The 22,184-nt window shown below is 40.7% G+C and carries 13 protein-coding genes; 5 read left to right on the top strand and 8 right to left on the bottom strand.

Going from position 1 to position 22,184, the window contains the following annotated elements; all coding sequences use genetic code 11:
• Nucleotides 1–10: 10 nt before the first annotated feature.
• The 8 genes from HX021_RS14030 to HX021_RS13995 form a co-directional block, all read right to left on the bottom strand.
• Nucleotides 11–1,123, bottom strand: coding sequence for a DUF5007 domain-containing protein (locus tag HX021_RS14030; RefSeq protein WP_286591039.1), 1,113 nt, complete (start codon nucleotides 1,121–1,123; stop codon nucleotides 11–13).
• A 22-nt stretch (nucleotides 1,124–1,145) separates the two neighbouring features.
• Complete coding sequence (locus HX021_RS14025) at nucleotides 1,146–2,252, bottom strand: fasciclin domain-containing protein (RefSeq protein ID WP_286591038.1); 1,107 nt, start codon at nucleotides 2,250–2,252, stop codon at nucleotides 1,146–1,148.
• A 13-nt stretch (nucleotides 2,253–2,265) separates the two neighbouring features.
• On the bottom strand, nucleotides 2,266–3,777 hold the full coding sequence (locus tag HX021_RS14020) for a RagB/SusD family nutrient uptake outer membrane protein (RefSeq protein WP_286591037.1): 1,512 nt from the start codon (nucleotides 3,775–3,777) through the stop codon (nucleotides 2,266–2,268).
• A gap of 11 nt (nucleotides 3,778–3,788) precedes the next feature.
• Nucleotides 3,789–6,707 carry a SusC/RagA family TonB-linked outer membrane protein gene (locus tag HX021_RS14015; RefSeq protein ID WP_286591035.1) on the bottom strand — a complete coding sequence of 973 codons (2,919 nt, stop codon included), beginning with the start codon at nucleotides 6,705–6,707 and terminating at the stop codon, nucleotides 3,789–3,791.
• Nucleotides 6,708–7,437: 730 nt separating this feature from the next.
• Nucleotides 7,438–9,741 (bottom strand): GH92 family glycosyl hydrolase, encoded by a 2,304-nt coding sequence (locus HX021_RS14010; RefSeq protein WP_286591034.1) that lies wholly within the window; start codon nucleotides 9,739–9,741, stop codon nucleotides 7,438–7,440.
• A gap of 10 nt (nucleotides 9,742–9,751) precedes the next feature.
• Complete coding sequence (locus tag HX021_RS14005) at nucleotides 9,752–10,471, bottom strand: basic secretory protein-like protein (protein ID WP_286591033.1); 720 nt, start codon at nucleotides 10,469–10,471, stop codon at nucleotides 9,752–9,754.
• A 9-nt stretch (nucleotides 10,472–10,480) separates the two neighbouring features.
• On the bottom strand, nucleotides 10,481–12,832 hold the full coding sequence (locus tag HX021_RS14000; protein WP_286591031.1) for a GH92 family glycosyl hydrolase: 2,352 nt from the start codon (nucleotides 12,830–12,832) through the stop codon (nucleotides 10,481–10,483).
• A gap of 160 nt (nucleotides 12,833–12,992) precedes the next feature.
• Nucleotides 12,993–13,979 (bottom strand): LacI family DNA-binding transcriptional regulator, encoded by a 987-nt coding sequence (locus HX021_RS13995; protein WP_286591030.1) that lies wholly within the window; start codon nucleotides 13,977–13,979, stop codon nucleotides 12,993–12,995.
• Between the two features lie 388 nt (nucleotides 13,980–14,367).
• Here HX021_RS13995 and HX021_RS13990 point away from each other — a divergent pair, with 388 nt between their 5' ends.
• The 5 genes from HX021_RS13990 to HX021_RS13970 all read left to right on the top strand — a co-directional run bounded on the left by HX021_RS13990 (nucleotide 14,368) and on the right by HX021_RS13970 (nucleotide 22,179).
• The gene (locus tag HX021_RS13990; protein WP_286591028.1) at nucleotides 14,368–14,940 is read left to right on the top strand and encodes an RNA polymerase sigma factor; all 573 of its coding nucleotides are present in this window, start codon (nucleotides 14,368–14,370) and stop codon (nucleotides 14,938–14,940) included.
• 209 nt (nucleotides 14,941–15,149) lie between these two features.
• Complete coding sequence (locus tag HX021_RS13985; RefSeq protein ID WP_286591027.1) at nucleotides 15,150–16,277, top strand: FecR family protein; 1,128 nt, start codon at nucleotides 15,150–15,152, stop codon at nucleotides 16,275–16,277.
• A gap of 166 nt (nucleotides 16,278–16,443) precedes the next feature.
• Nucleotides 16,444–19,926 carry a SusC/RagA family TonB-linked outer membrane protein gene (locus tag HX021_RS13980; RefSeq protein ID WP_286591026.1) on the top strand — a complete coding sequence of 1,161 codons (3,483 nt, stop codon included), beginning with the start codon at nucleotides 16,444–16,446 and terminating at the stop codon, nucleotides 19,924–19,926.
• Between the two features lies 1 nt (nucleotide 19,927).
• Nucleotides 19,928–21,370, top strand: coding sequence for a RagB/SusD family nutrient uptake outer membrane protein (locus tag HX021_RS13975; RefSeq protein WP_286591025.1), 1,443 nt, complete (start codon nucleotides 19,928–19,930; stop codon nucleotides 21,368–21,370).
• A 44-nt stretch (nucleotides 21,371–21,414) separates the two neighbouring features.
• Nucleotides 21,415–22,179, top strand: a complete 765-nt coding sequence (locus HX021_RS13970; RefSeq protein WP_286591023.1) for a DUF4843 domain-containing protein — start codon at nucleotides 21,415–21,417, stop codon at nucleotides 22,177–22,179.
• Nucleotides 22,180–22,184 lie beyond the last annotated feature (5 nt).

Here is a 22,184-nt window from a genome sequence, read left to right as displayed (position 1 = left end):
CTTTTCGCTCTTATTCATTATCAAATCGTGGATTTTCTCTTTGGAAATGGAAGACAACTTCCCAATCTCCCTTCGTAAAGATTTTAAAGTCCAACCCGAAATGTGCTGTGATCAGGCCACCCCCAAATCCTTTTCTGGAATATGCAAAGTCTACCTGTGCACTGCTGCCATTTGTATATTTAGTCAGATAGTTTGTCAATGGAATCGGATAGGCCACATCATATTGCACATAGCTCACCGTCTTCTTCATATTAAAACCATGTACAAGCTCATTCCAGTTTGTTTCATTAAAGTTGTCGGGATTCATTGTATTCCCATCTTTATCTAAAAACACGAAACGCAAATTATGCCCATTCCCGCCCTTAAAAGGACGGATATAAATGACCAAATCTTTAAACTCATCATTTGTCTGCAGCAATTGATTGGATGATTCTCCGTACACATCATTCATATGAGATGGCCAGATGTAACTCTTTTTTTTCGGATTATTGGGATCTGCGGGATCAGGTGCAACTTCACCATCATAGGGATTTTTATCCGAAAAAGGTTCGTAATCCTGTACCCTCCAGGGCAGAACCATAAAATCTTTGATAATGGTACTTCCTCCAGAATTCGACACTTTAAGATCAAAATACCGGATATTTTGCACCAGATCCACGCTATCTTTCGAACGAGGCTCGATCAGCTCATTGGTCGAAGAGTTCCATAAAATAAAGGTGCCCGTTGAATCGACTTCAAAAAGAGGACGGTTCACCAGCTTTCGCTTCGCTTCTATCTCTGCCAAACTCTTCTCGGTACCATCATAGCGAGATATCCACTGATAAACAGGTTTTACCTGAAAGAGGTCATCATAAGGTCGGCCATCACCGTAGCGTGGATTAATGATTTCAAAATGAAGCGGTGTGGTGGAATGGTCCGTATTGATCGTTCCCATCAGTGTCGTACGCCCTAAAATCGGATAAAAAGATTTACTATCATAGGTCAAGTTCACGCTCAGAAACTCTTTTTCATCCGGTAGATTATACAATTTCTTACAGCTGTTTAAGCACATACATAGCAAGACCAGCCAGGTAAAAAAGCCGTTCCGCCGAGTTGATGTGCTGTATCCTTTAGCAATTTTCATGTCTTTACATTCTTAAAGTAATTTATTGGTCTCGGTTCATTGTCCAATCAGCCAATTGGAAATCATTGCCACCATACATCCGGGCAATATTAAAGCGATAGATTTTATATGGCTTGGTATTCTTGAAAAAGAACACCCTCAATTGGAACCGTTCGTCAAAAGCTTCATCTTTTTTGGTATCCAGCAGATCCCAGTCGTTTTTTTCCTCATTCCAGCCCTGCAAGGTCCAGTCCGTTGGGTCACGTTCCTGAATATCATTTGCCGACCTCAGCGTATAACTATTGGCTGCAACCGCAACAGGAAACTCCCATTGCAGGTAGAACCGTCCTGGATTGGACAGAAAGAATTTAGTCTCTGGATTACCATCAAATACATACTTAGAAGCCTCCACCCCATCTGGCCCGCCAGGAGTCTCCAATGATGCAGTGCCCACCCCCTTCATTGTTTTAAATAAATTTTCAGGCGGTGGTATATAGATGATCTGGCTGACAAATTTGTTAAACCCAAATACATGGTCAGGATTTAAAACATGAACAATAGCATTATCTGTCTGGATATTTAATGAACTCGTTTCCGTCGTCACCCAATTGCGATTGAACACCGATCTTCTTGTATCTGAAAAATCGACAATGGTCGGTCCCCCATTGAGGTATCCTGAAGAAGCCTGTCTATTCAGTCCGATGTGCATCGGATAACCATACCGGATCCCCAGCACATCTTGCCCGTCCTGATTCAATAGGGAGTCACTTCCGATCCAGCCCTGAATGATATATTGGCACATGAGTGAATCCAGTATTTCATATTTCACCGAATTCAAGTATTGTGCTGGTTTGTCCGAAACACTCAAGGTATTATTCAGGTTTTGGATCGCCAGCTGGAAATTGGCATTGGTCAATGCAAAAAGTGTGACGGTGCTATCCTCCAGTTTCTTTTGCAGCCCGATCCTATCAATCACCTTGACCAAAGAATCGTATACGCCGGGTTTGCTTTTGAGATAACTGTATAGGTTTCCCTTATAAACGGGTTCTTGGGATATCGGTGAATAATAGCCTTTATCTTTAGCGCAGGCGTATAACAGCACCAAGGTTAAAATTGTATATATACAACGTACAAATTGGTTCTTTCTCATAATTACTGTTCCTTTACTTCCAATACGGATTTTGTTCGATCAACTTATTTTGGGCAAGAATCTCCCGGGCAATGGGCCAATAAATTCCATCATTGGCAATCAGCTGTGCAAGCTTTGGATTATCATGTTTGATCTTCTCACGACGGATCATATCATACCAACGATGCCCTTCTCCCATCAGCTCTCTTTGCCGTTCTAGAAAAATGGCATCTATCAAATCACCATTGGCAGTTTCACTGTATGCCTTAAGCCCTCTTCTTTCCCTGATCTCATTCAGTAGTTCAATTGCCGTTGATTTTTCACCCAATACAGCAAGTGCTTCAGCACGTAATAAGGCAATATCCTCCAATCGGGTCAGGATGGTCGCACTCGTAAATATGCGAAATGTGGGATCTGCGGAACCACCCATGATACATTTTATCTTACTAAAAATGGGATACTTGCCATTGAAGTTTCGGAAATACACTTCCGTATTCGGATTACCAAGTGTGTCGATGCTAAACCGTTGGTCCTTTTTTTCATTGAAGGTTTTCAAAATTGACTCTTTAGGCATGTATATATCCGGCACAGATTTATTGACCACAGGGGCTGCAAGGGTAATTTCTTCAATATGCCCTGTAAATGATGCTTCCACATGCGCCCAGATATAGGGAAATGAAAACATCTGTTCAGATCTTTTTTCAAAGAAAAATCCATTCGCATCTGTCAAGAAAGATGTCGACAAATAATATGCACCACCCTTACTATAATTATCCATGACAAATTGAGAATAGGCAGCCGCATCAGCGTAATTGGCTTGCCAAGCTGCCAGATGCGCTAAAATTGCATAGGCTGAAAGCTTCCTGACCAAGGCTCCATTCCATCGAGAGGAGGCTTCATTATAATAATTGCCGATTTGTTGTTCATCTCCTGTACTATAGGAATATGGCAGCAATTGGGCGGCATCGAACATTTCTTTTTCTATCCAGGCATACAGTTTTAATCGATCTTCCTTGCCCTTATTTTCAAAGTTCCCGTCATGGGAATTTAAGATCAAAGGCACATCTCCCCAAATACGGACCATATTAAAGTACGCATACGCCCTCAAGAAACGGACTTGGGCCACATCCACAATAAGGTTATTTTCTGTGTAGCGCAGGTCTTTCGTTCTGACCTCTGGTGCGCGTTCCATAAATATATTGGCCGCATTCACGACGGCATACCAGCGCCGCCAGTTGGAAAGCGCTCCCAGCGACTCATAATTTGCTTTCAGATCATTTTTAATGATAGCCTTTAAGTCTTGCCGATTGGGGCTTTCAAAATCACCAGACCGCACTTCTCCATATAGCCAATACGCATTATTGTCATCCAGTGCAGCTTTGGTAAGACCATATATTCCCATCAGTCCAGCACGGGTATCCTCTAGGGCATTCCACATATTCTCCTCTTTCACTGTACGGGAAGAATCAATATCTAGCATTTTCTTACATCCACCTAGCAACATGAAGAAAAATGGTAAACCATAAAATATGAGATATCTTTTCATTTCTTTTCGTTTTAGAAGTCAACTTTAATACCGAGGGTGTATATCCGGGGGATGCGCAATTTAGATCCCAGGTCATAGCCTGTAAAGTCCACGATCTCTGGATCTACCCCACTATAAGATGTTATTGTCGCCACATTATTGGCCGAGATATAAGCATAGGCATTCTTTATCCGCTGTTTTCGCCCGGCGAAAAGCGACGTCAGGTTATACCCCAAAGTAACCGCCCGTACCTTGAGAAAAGACGCATTCTCCAAAAAAAGATCTTGTTCCGCCTGATAAGCAATCACACTGCTCCAGGGATTATACAGCGGGTATTGACTATAATCACCTCTTTTCTCCCAATAGGTTATTTCCTTAATCGCATCTATATTTCTTGCCCCCTCGTTATTGATAAAATCAAAGCGATTGGCCATCTCCTGATTAATCAGCTCCCGGCCAATATTATAGTACATATTGATCCCCAAATCCCATTTTCCAAACACAAAATTATTATACCAGTTACCAAAGACAGCAGGAAGACGATGCCCCTGCAATGTTCTGTCATTGTCATCGATGCTATTGTCATTGTTCTGGTCTTTCCAAATTGGATCTCCAGCATGCAATTGAATAGCATTGTAGGTCATTCCCTGAGGTACTTCGGCGTCTGTCTTATAGATACCTTCATTGGAAAGAAGCCAATATTGGTCCAGTGATTTACCTACCTCAAGCAGATTTTTTCCAATCACCAGTTTTGTTAGGCCATTGGGTAAAGCTTTGAGTTTATTTTGATTGTGGGATATATTCAGGGCAGTCGACCATTTAAATGTTTCCGTTTGAATAGGGTCAAGACCAATTGTCAACTCAGCCCCCATATTCTGGACATCCATTCCTGCCGAATAACTCGATTTATAGCCATACTCACTATAAGAAGGGATATTAATCAACTGATTACTGGTCTGTTTCCAGTAAAGATCAAAGGAAATATTAAAATTCTTTTTTTCGATCGCGTAGTCCATTCCGAAATTGACTTGATCCGTGTAGGCCCAGGGAATGTGATAACCAACCCATCCGGATTCATAGGGACGGACCAAACCCGCTATTGCATTATAACCGGCTACAAGCTGATTGCCTGTAAACCCCATTTGGGCAACATAGTTAGGCCCTTGGGCAAAATCGTCAAATATATTGTTCACGCCGATACGCCCGAGACTTAATCGGGCTGTCAGATCCTTCAAACCCTTATCCGACTGGAAATAACTATTTTTTATATTCCAGTTTAATGACAATGAAGGCGTAAAAATCCACCTTGCATCTGGCTGCGCATTGGATGACCCATCAGATCTTAACAATAACGAGGCCTCAACCTTGTTATCATAGTGATAGGTTGCTTTCCCATAAAAGGATACGAGATTATGCCGTATACGATCCAAGAACTTAAAAATTAACGGTTTAGGATATGCTGTCGCTTCCAGGTAATTTGACTTATCGGGATCATCTTCGATGAGGTTTACTTTGATAAAATCATTTACCCCTTTGTAGGCATAGGCATAATTGTACCGATAAGTATCCCATTGCAGGCTATTTCCGACTAATAAGTTCAAGCTATTTTTTTCATTGATTTTCCAATCATAATAAGCTTTATTGTCAAATATGGCACGTTGGTTATAACCGTAGTAATTGGAGGCAAAATTATTGGACTCCATCAATTTACTATGGTAGAATTGGTCCCGGTATCCTTCATTATAATCCACCATTCCTGTCGACAGGAAATGAAAATTGCCGAAGTCAAACTGCAGCTTTCCATACCCCTGAACAAGATTTGTTTTATTGTTGTCAAACCCTTTTTTATAATAGCTCAAATACTCATCATACACCTCTTTGTTGGGAGACAAGGGTGCAGACAAATCCGGGAAATAGGCCAATTGAGCAAACCGATCCCTCAGATTCAGGTTACGGTTACGGTCCAGTCTGGCAATATTGGCCTGCATGGAAAAAGTCAACCAGGTCAATGGGCGCATATTCAGACCAAACAAAGCATAATATTTATTCAGTTTTACCTGATCTGCTATTCCCTTGTCCTGTGTCGACCCAGCAGCAAATTGAAAATTTGCCCGGGGCCCACCACCGGAAAGGTTGGCATTCAGATTATAGACCAGCCCATTATTGTAATAGGAGTCTGACCAATCCGACCGACCAAAATAATTCATATTGAGCGAGTCACTTAGATAAACTGGATAAGTATCGCCATCATCATATTTACCGTTGGAAGTATATAAGTCATAAAACTGCTTTCTGAACTTGTTCTCATATTCACCATTGATTGTCGTGACTTGTGGACGCTGTGCCAATCCCGTATACATATTTACGGCGATTCGGTTTGTCTTATCCGCTTTATACGGTTTGGTCTGAATGACAATGGCACCGTTTGCTGCGTTGGGGCCATACATTGCCGTTGCAGCCACATCCTTTAGGACTTCTATCGACTTCACCATATCAATATTGATAGAAGCAAAAAGATTTGTTGCAGGTCCAATACGCTCAAGATCATAGGTCTGAACGGCATAAGCAAATGGATGTTCGCCGACTAAAGGAATTCCATCAACAACAACCAGCGGCTGATTCTGAAATACATCAATAGCAGAAAGCAGCGGCCTGGAAATGCCACGGGAATACATCGGTTGCTTGGCACCAGGTTCCCCCGATGGTTCAGTAACATACAATCCCGTGTTATTCCCTTTTAAATATTGCTGGAGAGCGGAATAGGGCAATAAGGCTTGTTTCTTGATCTCAACAGGGTTAACCTGGCTGACTTTAATGCGAAATATGGAATCCAATTTTGCGGTTCCTATCTGGAGCTTAAGACTATCGGTTGAGGACAACACTGTTTTGTCTTGACCAAAAGCTAAAGAACAGCAAGCATAGGACAGCCCTAAGAGAACAAGTCCACTCAAACACCTTTTTTTAATCATGTACATAGGAATGATATAATTAGGTTATTTTACTTTTCTAGTATATTGGTTATGGTTTCCCTGGAATAGGGATTAAATTTGCATGATTTTCGGGATAAGAAAATTGGTCATATTCTTACCCAAACAATTATGCAGAATCAAATAAGATTACGCTCATAATTTAAGGTTTAAAGTTTATAATAAAAACGTTTTAGCATTACACCTGTTAATACAATGATATAATTTGGTTTATTTGTTTAATTGGTCAACACTTATCCTTCTTGGTTATATTGAAGTTATATAGAAAAATGAGAAAAAAAAATTTTTTCTCTTATTTTTTCATTTTGCTAAACTGGTTTAGTTTATACCATTAAGCTATTTTACCCTAAAAACCTTTGTCAGAGCTGCAGAAAAAAGTGTTTTGCTAAAAAAATAGACCGTTAATTTTTTTTTCAAATTGTAACATCTTATTTAACCTTATCTTCCTAAAATCGAATAAAATCTTAAAAAAACACCTTATAAAGATATTTTTTTCCATAAGTCCCAACAAATTCACTAATATTGAATAAAAGTAAACTCCAAATGCGTTCCATTCCATTATCGCGGCCCCTGAAGGGAGCTGTGTCCCTGCCAGCGCCAGGACATCAGTTCGAATCAACATGTGCAGGAATGATACTGCACAAAAAAAGACCGATCATTAAATGACCGGTCTTTCTATCCATAATCAATACATTCAGTGCTTCCTTTTATCAGGTTTGCCGGTCATTTCAAAAACCAGCTCCCCGCCATTCTTTATAAGCTCGTAGGATAAGCTCCAATTCTCCAAAGGTTTTCCATTGAAGCGTACAGACTTCACATATACATTCTTTTCAGATTGGTTACGGGCCATGATAGAAAGTTGTTTTCCATTCTCAAAATTAATTTTTGCAGATTTTACGAGTGGACTGCCTACCCAATAGGCATCCGCAGCAGGAGCAACAGGGTAAAAGCCCAGTGCAGTGAACAAATACCAGGCCGACATTTGTCCACAGTCATCATTCCCGCCTAATCCAGCATGGCCATTATGATATTGATTTCGAATGATCTGCCGTAAACGCTGTTGTGCTTTCCATGGGTTTTGGGTTATGTTATACAGATAGGCCACATGATGGGAAGGTTCATTTCCATGTACATAATTTCCAATGATACCATCCCGCGTAATATCTTCGGTATGCTCAAAATACTTATCGGGAAGTTCCATGCTGAACAAAGAATCCAGGTAAGATTCCAGTTTTTGTGCGCCCCCCATCAGTTCCATCAGCTCCTTCGGTTGATGTGGCACATATAAACTATAATTCCACGAATTCCCTTCGATAAATCCTTGTCCGTGTGTATCCAATACATCAAATTTTGCCCGGAACGTTCCTTTTGAATCCTTTGGCCGCATAAAACCAATCGATGGATCATACAGGGATTTCCAATGCTCCGCCCGCTTTGAAAATGTAGCATAAATATCCTCTTTACCCAATTTTTTCGCCAATTGGGCGATACACCAATCATCATAAGCATATTCCAGCGTATTTGAAACGGATGTGCCCGATAAGTCATCAGGAACATACCCTTTATCTATGTAGGGGCCTATTCCTTCATAATTACGTGTGTTGGCCGTTTGGACACAGGCCTGCAATGCTTCCTCGGCATTTCCCTGATATGTACCTTTCAAAATCGCATCCACAACAACAGAAACAGCATGATAACCGCTCATGCACCAGTTGTCATTCGCATAATGTGACCAGATTGGCAACATCTTCAATACACTCTGGTCATAATGTGCCATCATCGATGCAACAATATCAGCATTCCTGGTGGGGTTGATCAGGTTCATCAAGGGGTGGAATGCCCTAAAGGTGTCCCAAAGCGAGAAGGAGGTATAATTCGTAAACCCTTCAGCTTTATGGACTTCCTGATCCAATCCCTTATACTCACCATTCACATCCATATAGACTGTGGGCATTAAGCTAGCATGATACATGGCCGTATAAAAATTGACAAGGTCCTCCTTGTTCAACATATCGGCTTCAATTTTATGCAGTTCTTTTTCCCAGGCGACCTGTCCTTCTTTGACATAACCGTCAAAGTTCCAGTCTGGAGCCTCCTCCTGCATATTGCTTAGCGCATTCTTCATACTGACAGGACTCAGGGCTACTTTCATCAGGATAGCTTCTTGTGCTTTTGTATCAAAGTCCAGATGCAATTTGATATTATGTGCTGCTAAATCAGGAAAATTGTTCTGTTGGTCAAACTTGCGCCAAAAACCATTGTATACCGGTTTTCCGTCTCCATATCTAGCGCCATAATTCTTAAAAGGCTTAGATGTTCTTAGTGCAAAATACACCGTGCGTGTCCTTGACCACCCATTTGTCTGCCGATACCCCACCAATGTTGAGTCGTTCAGGACCTTCACCACCGTCCAAACGTTCTTACCATCGTAATTATAAATACCGGCTGTCAAATCCACAATAAGATGGGATGCATCAGACGCTGGAAAGGTATACCGATGTATACCGACACGGGTCGTAGTGGTCAGTTCAGCTTTAATCTGATGCTTGTCAAGCAGCACACGGTAATAATTCGGTTCAGCATGCTCATTGGCATGAGAATAGGGCGACCGATATCCATCCTGTGGTCTATCAGCCGTTCCTGGGTTCAGCTGCACTTTACCCTGTGTGGGCATAATCTGTATGTCGCCAAGATCAGAATGACCAGTACCACTAAAATGGGTATGGCTAAAGCCCACAATGGTTGGATCATCATACTGATAACCTGCACAGTACTTATACACATCACCATTATACTGTCCATTTACGGCATAAGATAATGTATCTGTATCCGGACTTAATTGCACCGCCCCAAAAGGAACTGTTGCCCCGGGGAAAGTATGCCCCATACGGGCTGTGCCTATCAAAGGCTTTACATATTGAATTAATTTAGCCTCCTGTGCCTTCAAAAAATAAGGTACACAGAACAAACCTAAATAAACTAATTTTTTTATGTTCATCGTTTACGAATTAAATCTTGGGGTTTTGGCTATAAGCTGCCCATAACTCGTCAATTGTCTGACCTGTCTGTGTTTTCCAAAAATCATCCCGGTAACTTTTGCTACGCATTGCGGCATCTAGTTTTTTGACAAAGTCTTTTTTCACATGCGTATTAATCCAATAGAGAAATCGTGCTGTAATACGATAAGAGTCGGTATATTTTTGCTTATCGCTGTAATCCGGCAGCGTCCAGTTTGCCCCTGTATTATCAATCCCATTGTCAAATCGGACAAAATCCGCTATTCCTTCCGTAATCCACCAAGGTCCTGCCCCATCTGGATAGGCCTGAACGATGTGCATCACCTCATGAGTAACCACATCAATATCCCCGGGATTTTTTGCAAACCATGCTGGACTATAACGTACGATACCACCAGCTGTTGCAGCCACACCCTTATAGTCTGGGTCAATAACAAAAGATACTTTTTTAATGGTATTCCTATTATATTTTTTGGCCAGCTTTGGGTAATTGGTGAAATACGCCGCCACCAATCTCTCCTTTAAAGCTGGACTAAAATTTTTATCCTTATTAATCCAGATCAACGTATATCCGTTCTTGGTGATACTATCCGTATCCACAGCTGTCTTACGGTCGTTTTCGGTATGCTGCCAATTATTCTGCGCACGGAGTGAACAGGAGTAGGCAAGACCGATGAGCGCACAGGCTATTTTAAGATATTTACAATTCATGATCGTCCGTTATTTTCTCTTTTTTGATCTGGTTGATTGCACACCTGACTTCAATTCGCTTGTCATGGAATAAGGTGCTGCATCAAACGTTGTTCCTCTATTGTAATTAGGTTTTGCCGTCATTTCAAAATTAAGATCCCCACCCTCATGAAGCGCGCGGTGGCTCAACCAGTTTTTGTTATAGTTCGCTCCGTTCATTTGCAATGCATTCACATATACATTTTCCGCAGAATTCTGTGGCGCATTTATGGTCAGTGTTTTACCGTTTTCAAACGTTAAAGTCGCTTTCTTAAATAACGGTGCTCCTAACACATACTCATCCGTTGCCGGGCAGACCGGATAAAAACCCAATGCTGAAAATACATACCAGGCTGATGTCTGGCCATTATCTTCATCACCACAATAACCATCAGGCGTCGGCTTATACATTCTGTCCATGACCTGACGGACCCAGTATTGGGTTTTCCATGGTTGACCGGCATAGTTATATAGATATGGCATGTGCTGAATCGGCTGGTTACCATGTGCATATTGGCCCATGTTTGCCACCTGCATTTCGCGGATTTCGTGGATAATACCACCATAATAACTATCATCAAAATCTGGTGACTGAACAAATACAGAATCCAGCATATTGACAAACGTTTTCTCTCCTCCCATTAAATCAATCAGCCCCTGCACATCATGAAAAACACTCCAGGAGTAATGCCAGCTATTCCCTTCCGTGAAGGCGTCACCCCATTTCAATGGATTAAAAGGCGTCTGGAATTTCCCGTCTTTGTTTTTACCACGCATCAGATTGGTAGAAGGGTCAAACAGGTTCTTATAATTCTGCGCCCTTTTTGCATACAGGTCAATCTCCGCCTTTGGACGGTTCAGGGCCTTGGCCAATTGATAGATTGTAAAATCATCGTAAGCATATTCTAGCGTACGGGCAGCATTTTCATTGATTTTAACATCATAGGGAACATAACCTAAGCGATTATAATAGTCGACCCCTTTTCGACCGACAGCAGTCATTGGGCCCTCGTTATTGGCACCATGTTGCAACGCTTCGTACAATTTGTTAATATCATAGCCCCGTAAACCTTTCATATAGGCGTCTGAAACCACTGAAGCCGAATTATTACCGACCATGATATCAGCATATCCCGGGCTGCTCCATTCAGGTAAGAAACCACCTTCCAGATAAGCATTGAGCAAACCTTCCTGCATTTCTTTATTAATGGATGGGTACATAAAATTGAGAAAAGGATATAAAGCCCTGAAAGTATCCCAGAAGCCTGTACCACCAAATAAATATCCGGGCAATGTTTTACCATTGTAAGGACTATAATGGACAACTTTTCCCTGTGCGTCGATTTCATATAATTTATTCGGAAAAAATAATGTCCGATACATCGTCGAATAGAATGTACGTAATTGATCGATATCATCGCCTTCCACCTTAATCTTACCTAAAGTAGTATTCCATATTTGGCGGCCATCTTCTTTAATTTGGTCGAACGATTTATCGCCAAGCTCATTGAGGTTCAATAAGGCCTGTTCAGCACTGATAAAGGAAGAAGCTACTTTTACATGAACAGGTTTGGATTTGTCCTTGACCTTAAATCCGACAATTGCCCCGGCATGGTCTCCTTTGATCTGAAGCTGACCATCCTTCTTTTCTTTGCCCTCCCAGGTAGCTACGCTGGCAAAAGGCTGATCGAAAACGAGGACAAAATAATTTTTGAAATTCTCCGGTAAAGGACCACGTGCATATTTCGAAGAATAGCCAATGATCATATTTTTCTCTGGAATAATCTGGACTTCAGACCCTTTCTCATAAGCGTCCAAAACGATGTACGCATCGTCTGTTTTATTGAAGGAGATCCGAAATAACGCGGCACGTTCGGTAGGTGTCATCTCCGCTGTAACATCATGATCTGCCAAATAAACTGAATAATAATAAGGCTTTACGATCTCTGCTTTATGCGAAAACCAGCTCGCACGTTCATCCTGGTCAAATACAGGTTTACCGGTAACGGGCATAATGGAAAAAACACCATAATCATTCATCCATGGTGAAGGCTGATGTGTCTGTTTCAGACCACGGATTTTATCTGCCGTATACTGATATTGCCAACCGTCTCCGTTTTTACCGGTTTGCGGGGTCCACATGTTCATCCCCCATGGCCTTGCAATAGACGGATATGTATTACCATTGGATAACTCAAATTTGGATTCAGTACCCATCAATGGATTAACAAGATCGACAGCTTCCATTTGCTGCCCTCTAAACTTCTGTGCCAAAACCGGTTTTGCGCAAAACAAACCAAAGGACAGCAATGAGCCCAGAAAAACACTTAATGATTTCTTCATTATTTAGGATATATAAAAATATTTATACTAAAACGTATTAGTAAAGATATAAAAAAGAATACGAATTCAAAAAAAACACAAGCGCTTCAATACTTACGTCCTATGATTTTTACAATATCCATTGGTATTTCACAAAGCATCATCTGGTCGACCGGACGTATTAGCGCGCAACCAATTCCGTGAAGATCACATATTCCTTCGGTGTAGAGATCCCCTGATCGATTTCTTTCAACAGTACTTTGGCACAAGTTTTCGCCAATGATTCGAGCGGCTGTCGTATACAAGAGATTTTAGGACTGAGAATATCAAATAATTCATGATCATCAAAAGAGAGCATGGGAAATTCAAAGTTATCGGCAGTTTCCGAGCGCAAAGCCTTCAAACCTAAAATACAGAGATAATTGGTCGTAAAAAACAACCCGTCTAATTCGTGATTTTTGGATGCCCAGCGTTGTAACATCTGTGCTCCTCGCTGCTTGAGACGCTGATAGGGGAGCTGTAATACCCGTGGCTGCATGCCATTCTTTTCACAGAAGTCCAAATAGGCTTTCTTACGAGCCAGCATCTGTGGCTGATCCGAGTCAATAGTAACCAGACCAAAGTTTTTGCAACCGATGGCCCCTAGATGCGTACATGCATCCCAGCTCCCCTCCTCATTATTACTGTGCACATAATGTGTATCAACTCCCGGTGAATTTCGGTCAAAGATCACCAGGGGCACCCCACTGTCCAAAATCTTACGTTGATATTCTTCTAAATTTACGGTAGGTGCCAATATAATTCCTTCAACTTTTTTTTCCAGCATGGAATCGATGATATCGCGGGCATTTTGAGGATCCCCCAAGGTACTGCTGTAAAGTACATGGTAATTCTTTTTCCTAAATAGCTCTTCCGTATATAATGCAAATGGTCCAAAAAAAGAATCCCCAATATTCTCCACGATAAGTCCAATGGTATTTGAGCGGCCTGTCGCCAGGCTTTTTGCCAGCGCATTTGGCTTATAGCCTACCTTTTCAACATAATCCATTACCCGCTTTTGCAATTCTTTGCTGATCCGTGCCTGCTCTGCCTTATTGTTGATCACCAGCGAAACAGTGGACTTAGACACATGGAGTTCATGTGCAATTTCTTTAATTGATTTGGCCATAAAAGCTTTTCATAAAATTAGGGTGAAATTATAAAATAAATGCGAACATCTCCGAAGTTACAATAAACAAAGCTCCAATAAATTATTACACCATCGTATGCATCATGCAAAAAGTGAATCAGATCAACGAAAAACACAACCTTAAACACAGTGGAATCACATGATCTACCAGGCTCCAAATTACAGATTCCATACCACCAAGTCCTATGGTTGTACTATCCAAAAGGTATATCCTTATTACTACTTGAATTATACTTCATCAATACTGTATCAATACTACAAACATAGGAAGGGCTTTTTGTATTATGCTGCAAAAAAAAGTGCGACTTTAAGGAGTTAGCAATGAAAGTACTATTTTTTTTATAAATTTACTGGCAACTAGTACCTTATGAAAAACAGTAAATCATACCAATACCAAGAACTTCTTCCCCTGATAAGCCAAGGGGACCAAAGAGCATTTGCGGTACTTTATGATTTATTTGCTCCTGACCTGATATCTTTTATTGCAAAAAAAATATCCAGTGCTGAAGTCGCCGAAGACATATTACATGATCTCTTCCTATCGGTATGGAAAAATCGTGGTATGATCGAACAAATAGAATCGCTTCCGGCGTATTTATTTAGTTCTTGTAGATACCTGATACTTGCCCAGTACCGCAAGGAAATGAAACTAAAAATCACACAAGATTTTGAGCAACTGGAACTGCCTGATGAAACCATCGCCATAGAAGACAAACTCTATTATCGTTATATCATTGACGTGGTGACCAAAGAAATCGAGAATCTTCCGGAGAAGTGTAAAGCCGTATTCAAACTGAGCCGTGAATATTATATGAGCAATAAGGAAATTGCACAAAAATTAGAAATCAGCGAGTCTACTGTTGAAAAACATATCAATAAAGCCATTCGGCATTTACGCACAGCAACCAGTCAATTGTTTCATTTTGTCTTGTTCTTTTAAGGAACAATGAATCCCCCTATCAATTTCAGTCTCTTGCTCCGTATCATGGTCCAGTACATGAGGTATACACTGCTAAGGCCTAAAGGTGCATAAACCTAAGCGGAAAGAGCATTACTTGTAAAATAATATATATTTTTTGCTTTTTGAGTAGAAGCTGTTCCTGTTTTCGATCACTTGTATAATAACTGACCAGTATAATACTGCGATTTATGAAGCAAGCAAAAGATATATATAGACTGATTACCAATTTTTTAAGCCGGTCCGAAAACATTGAGGAACGTAAGCATCTCTTTGATTGGTTTGACGAACAAACATCAGAACAAATACCTGAAGCACAGTATGAGGCGATTCAACAAAGCACCAAGAAGCGTTTATTGACCGAGATTGGTGCCCTAGAACAAAGATCCAATAGGTTAACTCACTTACGTTACATCAGTGCTGCCGCAGCTATTCTGCTGATCGGTTTTTTCACTTTTAAATACTGGCCTCATACAGAGCGGATCGCTCCACATGCACTCTTAGCTTCTATTTCTCCAGGCAAAGAAAAGGCTGTCATAACCTTAGCGAATGGGAAACAAATTAACTTGGACGATCTTGCTTTAGAACAGAGCGTTCAAATCGATGAGACCATTATTACAAAAGATGCACAAGGGAAAGTCAGTTATCGCCATGCAACAACAGGCAAGGTTATCCCTCAGAAAAACACGCTCCGAACACCCAAAGGGGTTACCTATGAAATTGTATTGGCTGACGGGACACTGGTTAGTCTCAATGCCGATTCTAAACTAACCTACCCTTCTGCTTTTGACGAGGGTGATCGGATTGTGGAGCTAGAAGGCGAAGCCTATTTTCAGGTAACCAAAGCCAGGGATAAGAAAAGTTTCATTGTCAGGACAGGAGATCAACAAACCAAAGTACTGGGCACAAAATTCAATATCAATGCTTATCCTGACGGTTCAGGCATACGGACAAGCCTGGAGGAGGGTTCTGTCATTGTTTCCCGGGAGAATAGTGCCGTCAAGCTCAAGCCAAACGAACAGGCCCAAGTTGAACATGGAAAATTACGTGCTACTGCAGTCAATATAGAACAAGTCCTCAGCTGGAAAACAGGACAATTTTGTTTTGATGGGTCGAATACGGAAGAAGTCTTCAAACAAATCGCGCGCTGGTACGATATTGATGTAACCTATAAAAGGCAGGGAAAAGCATCTCAATATAGTGGCAAAATTCCGCGCAATTTAAGCTTGGATAAGCTAATTGAGCTTCTAAATTATGCCGATATCAATGCCAAGGCCATCGTCGGAGAAAACAATAGAATTAACTTAATTATTACATAACCAACACAAATATTAACAGGATGAAAAGTAAAAAATCTCCTCCTTGACAGGTGTTATCAATACCAATAAAAAACGGATCCTGTTGGCGCAGAACCCGTTCAGCTTTTTGGTATTAAAGTATCGTCTAACTTCTAAATTATTAACACGTTAAAACCAAACGAATTTAATGAAATTTACCCTAACTCCGTTCATTAAGAAGGAGAAAGATTTTCATTTCACCGCTTTGGATGCAAACCATGTATCACATTGTGGGCGAAATTATGAAAAACAAAAGCCTCTTTTTGCGCGCCCTTTATCCAGATCTCTCATGAGGATCAACTTAATTACCTTATTGATCGGTCTAGGTCTGTCTCAAGTAGATGCACATACCTACGCCCAACAGATTAGCTTAAAAAAGCAAAAATCAAGTTTGGAATCGATCCTAAAAAATCTTGAAAAACAGAGTGGTTATTCTTTTTTCTACAAAAAGAATGACATTAACCAGATTATTGATCTATCGGCAGACATCAAAAATGCGCCATTCAAACAGGTGTTGAATGTCATTTTGGGAAATGCGAATTTATCCTATGATTTCTTCGATAAAACTGTTGTGGTGAAAAAAGAACATTCCAGTAATCTTCAAAATACCCCAACATCACCCGCCCTACGATTAAACCAGATCTTTGACTCCCGTCAGCAGTTAATCACAGGCAAAATTATGGATGAAGAAGGGAAACCAATTTCTGGCGCTACCTTACGTCTCAAATTGGCTCCTAAAAATGTGGTAATATCTACTGCAAATGGATCCTTTCACCTTCCACTGACTGCCGCAGGAGAGACCATCATGGTGACTTCCATTGGGTATGAACCCTTCGAGTTTGTGGCCAAATTTACTGGCCGACCGATAGTGATCAGACTCAATAAAGCAGAAACCAAAGTCGAAGAAGTTGTGGTAACGGGTATGATGACCCGCAAAAAAGAGAGTTTCTCAGGAGCAACAGCTTCTTTTTCGGGGCAAGAGCTTAAGATGGTCAACAATCAAAATGTGATTGCCGGCTTAAGGGCACTGGATCCCTCTTTTATCCAAATAGAGAACAACGCCCTGGGATCAAATCCCAACATGCTCCCAACAATTGAACTACGTGGACAAACCAGTATTTCGACGTCAACCCTTCGAGATGAATTTTCTACAGATCCCAATCAGCCTTTGTTCATATTAGATGGTTTTGAAACCAACCTAAGAACCATTATGGATCTGGATATGAATATCATCCAAAACGTCACCATCTTAAAGGATGCTGCCTCCACAGCAATCTACGGTTCTAGAGCATCAAACGGGGTCATTGTTGTCGAAACGATCAAACCGAAAGCAGGCAAAATCATGCTTTCATATACAACGGATATGCAGGCTCAAATTCCAGATCTTTCCAGTTATAACATGATGAACGCTGCTGAAAAATTAGAATTTGAACGCTTATCAGGGCGCTATACCGCTGGAAGTAATTTAATTGAGCAACAACTCCTGTTGGATAGCGTCTATAATGCCAGGCTGCAGGAAGTACTCAGCGGAGTAAATACATATTGGTTAAAAATTCCTGTTCAAACAGGCTTTTCACATCGCCATTCATTGAGTGCACGTGGTGGAGAAGGAGCGCTCGTATTTGATGCTGGTGTCAATTATAAAAATACGAAAGGAGCCATGAAAGGCTCTGGCCGCGATGATTGGGCAGCAAACTTGAACCTGAATTATCGTACAGGAAAACTAAACATTGCCAATAGAGCTTTTGTAACAGGCTATACAGGCAACGAATCTCCTTACGGAAGCTTTTCCACCTGGGTAAATACAAATCCATACTACAGACCCCTATCTGCTGCTGAAAAGTTTTTAACCTACGGAGAAGACGCACGGACAAATGGTTATTCTTGGGATGTATTCAATCCCATTTACAATGCCAATCTCTCAAGTTTTAATACGTCAAAAAACTATGTCATCAATAATAATTTGATGATGACCTACGATTTCAATTCAGCTCTACGTCTAACTGCAAGTGGGCAGATCAGTAAAGCAACAACAAATTCAGATGATTTCCTATCACCCTTAAACTCAATATTTGAAGGAGTAGAAAACCGAAAAAAAGGTTCGCTGCTCCATAAAGAAACATCGGCCTTTGGATATACCGCCAATGCAATGTTGACATACTCAAAGATCTTACAGGGTAAACATGCCATTACAGCAAACATCCGTGGAGAAATAAGTGAATCTCAAAATCGTCTCAACGGATATAAGGCAGTAGGTTTTCCAGCAGCAAGCAATGGCAATCCAAGTTTTGCTTTCGGCTTTGAACAAGATTCCAAACCTTCAGCCAGCACAAGAGTCTCCCGTAGGACTTCGTTGGTCGGCTCCATCAATTATTCGTATGACCAACGGTACAATTTTGATGTAAACTACAATTTAGATGGTTCCACAAGTTTTGGTTCCAACAACTTATTTTCGCCATACTATTCTTTTGGTACAAGCTGGAACATCCATAATGAAGCCTTTGCTAAAAAATTGGGCTGGATTAATATGCTACGTCTCCGGGGAAATATTGGTATCACGGGAAACCAGAATTTTGGAAATGTAAGTCAGTCCGTATTTGACTACAATTCGGAGGTTAACCGTTTTGGACAGGGGATCAGCATGTCTGCGTTGGGAGCACCAGATTTGAAATGGCAAAGAACGAGACAGACCAGCGTCGGTATGGATGCCACCTTATTCAACAACAAGCTGAATTTACAGCTAAATGCATATGACAAATTCACGGATCCATTAGTTGTTGCTGTCACACTTCCTTCATCAACGGGTTTATCAGCCTATCCTTTTAACGCAGGAACATTAGACTATAAAGGGCTGGAAGCAACAATCAACTACTCACCAATTTATAGACCCAAAGACCAATTTGTACTCACATTTGGTTTAACAGGTGCGATGCTGAAAGCCAAATATGCAGACTTTGATAATAAACTGAATTCCCTGAACAACGAGATGAAAGAGAGTAATGCGTTGATCAGATACAGAGACGGCTATAGTCCAAATACACTATGGGCTGTACGGTCCCAAGGAATAGATCCTTCATCCGGACGTGAAGTGTTTCTCACCAAATTAGGTGAACAGACATTTAATTATAACGCGGATGACCTGGCCCCGGTTGGAAACTCACAGCCGCTAGCTGAAGGGGTATTGAGAGGAACGCTCTCCTATAAGGGATTTACAACAAACATTTTGGTCCGCTATATACTACATAAAGATAATTTCAACACGGCTTTGTATAATAAGGTAGAGAACATGTCGGAGGAAGAAATTGTAAAAAACAACCAGGATAAACGTGCTCTTTACAACAGGTGGCAAAATCCTGGGGATATGTCGCAATTTAAAGGGATTAGTATTACTGACATCACCCCAATGTCTTCACGTTTTATACAACGTGAAAACACATTCACAGGAGAAAGCATAAGCCTTGGATACGAATTCAGAAACAGAACCTGGTTAGATCGTCTAAACCTATCAACAATAAGGATCAATAGTATATTCAATGACCTATTTTATAGTTCAACGGTAAGAAGGGAACGTGGTATAGACTATCCTTTCACCAGATCTGTTTCCCTAAGTCTTAACGCAACATTTAAATAAGATGAAAAACATACTCACAATAACGGTACTTACACTTAGCTTTGGATTGACCAGTTGCAACAAATGGCTAGATGTCAAACCTGAAGATAAATTTATTGAGGAAGAGGTATTTAAAACACCGCAGGGATTTTACGATGCGTTGAATGGTATTTATCTCAATATCAGTGGTGACAAACTTTACGGCCGAACCCTGAATCTGGAAATTTTGGATCTTCTTGCACAGACCTATTATATCTCCGCAGCACAAAGTGAACCACGTAAGCAATTGAATAACTTTAACTATGGGGACAAAGATGTAAAAGCACAGTTAGATGCTATTTGGGCCAACCTCTACGTGAACATCACCAATATCAATAGATTTCTGGAAAATTTGGATACCTATGGTCAGGTTTTAGACACACAGACAAGGGGCCTCATGGAGGGAGAAGCCTTAACCGCAAGGGCCTATCTTTATTTGGATATACTCCGTCTGTTCGCGCCAGCATTCTCGGTCAATAAAGAAGCGCAGACTATTCCCTATTATACAAATACGACCTATGAAGCGGCACCCTATTTTAAAAGTACGGACGTATTAGTCAATATATTAGCAGATTTAAAAAAGTCCACTGACTTATTGCTCAAATATGATCCTGCCATACATATGGAGCAGATCGACCAAACGATCGGTGAAATCCAGTTGGGTGCTAAACCCTTTCTCCAATTCAGAAACTATCACTTCAACTATTTCGCGGCCAAAGGTCTTGAGGCTAGGGCAAACTTATGGGGTGGTCATAAGGAAGATGCTTTAAAAGCAGCTGAAGCGGTCATCGCTGCAAAATCTAAGTTTCCATGGATACAAGCATCTGATCTCAGTAACGTGTCACAGATCAATAGAGTGTTTAGTATGGAACTGTTATTGGCCTTTGAAAGTGCGAATTTATACAAAAATTATGATGAGCTTTTTAGTCCTGCATTGGAAGACAGAAACATCCTAAGTGCTGGTACAACCAATAAGTTTATTAATACGGTCTACGAAAATTGGGAAAACGATTTCAGATATGCCTCCAACTGGCGCTCTAACGGCGGGAAATCCTATCCCGTTTTCTTAAAATATGCTGACATTTCCGCGACAAACTATCGCAATTTTAGATATACTGTTCCTGGTATACGCATTAGTGAAATGTACTTAATTGCCTCAGAATGCGAACCTGATCAGACCAAAGCGCTAGCTTATTTAAATGAATTGCGTAAAAATAGAAATTGTGATGTTCTTTCAAGCACAACAGATCTCGCGGATAATATCAAAAAGGAGTATCGCAAAGAATTTTATGGAGAAGGACAGCTGTGGTATTATTACAAACGCAATGATAACCGAACAATCAACGGAGCTACAACAACAAATAAATCAGTTGGCGTGGAAAGCTATACATTTCCAATCCCACAATCTGAAACTGACCCAAGGTAATGATCATGAAAATATTAAAATCAGCAATTTCTTGTCTGTTATGCATGAGCTTATTTATAAGCTGTAAGAAAACAGACCTCGCAACATATACTGGCGAGAACAACATATATTTCAACAATAAGTTGAGCAACCAAACTTATATCCCGGTAGATTATGGGATCTATTCTTTCGGTTATGTAGACCCCAAAATAAGAGAAACAGTTTTTCCGGTCATCGTGATGACCACAGGCGGTACATCAGAGAAAGACAGGCCTTATAAACTTGTCATTGACCCAGCTTCAACTTTAGTAAAAGGTCGAGATTATACAATTGAAAACAAAAGCTTTACAATTAAAGCCGGTCAAGTCAGTGATACTTTACAGGTCAAATTACTCCGCAGCACAGAACTAAAAAAAGAAAGTTTGGGCCTGCTATTTAAATTGGAACCCAATGAAAACTTTTCTACTTCAATGAACAGTCAAGAGATAGGCACAGGAAACAATAAATACACAAGTTACTTTACCCAATTCACATTAGAAGCCAATGACATCCCCGGAGCTCCGGATTTCTGGGATCCAGCAAAATCTAACTATGCATCATTAACAATTGCATATTTAGGTCAATTCTCAGGAACGAAGTTCAAATTATTAATTGAACGCTTTGGCCTCAATTTAGAGGAACTGACAAGCCCCAGTTATATACCCTCTGCTTCGGGTATACTGGCTTGGACTTTTGGATTGAAATCCTATTTGGATGAACAGGCAGCAACAGGAAATCCGATTTTAGATGATAACGGAAAACCTATGGAATTAGGCGTTTATGCGCAATAATATAA

Source organism: Sphingobacterium sp. N143, assembly GCF_030325625.1.
Lineage (GTDB): Bacteria > Bacteroidota > Bacteroidia > Sphingobacteriales > Sphingobacteriaceae > Sphingobacterium.
This window is presented reverse-complemented; position numbering and strand designations above follow the sequence as displayed.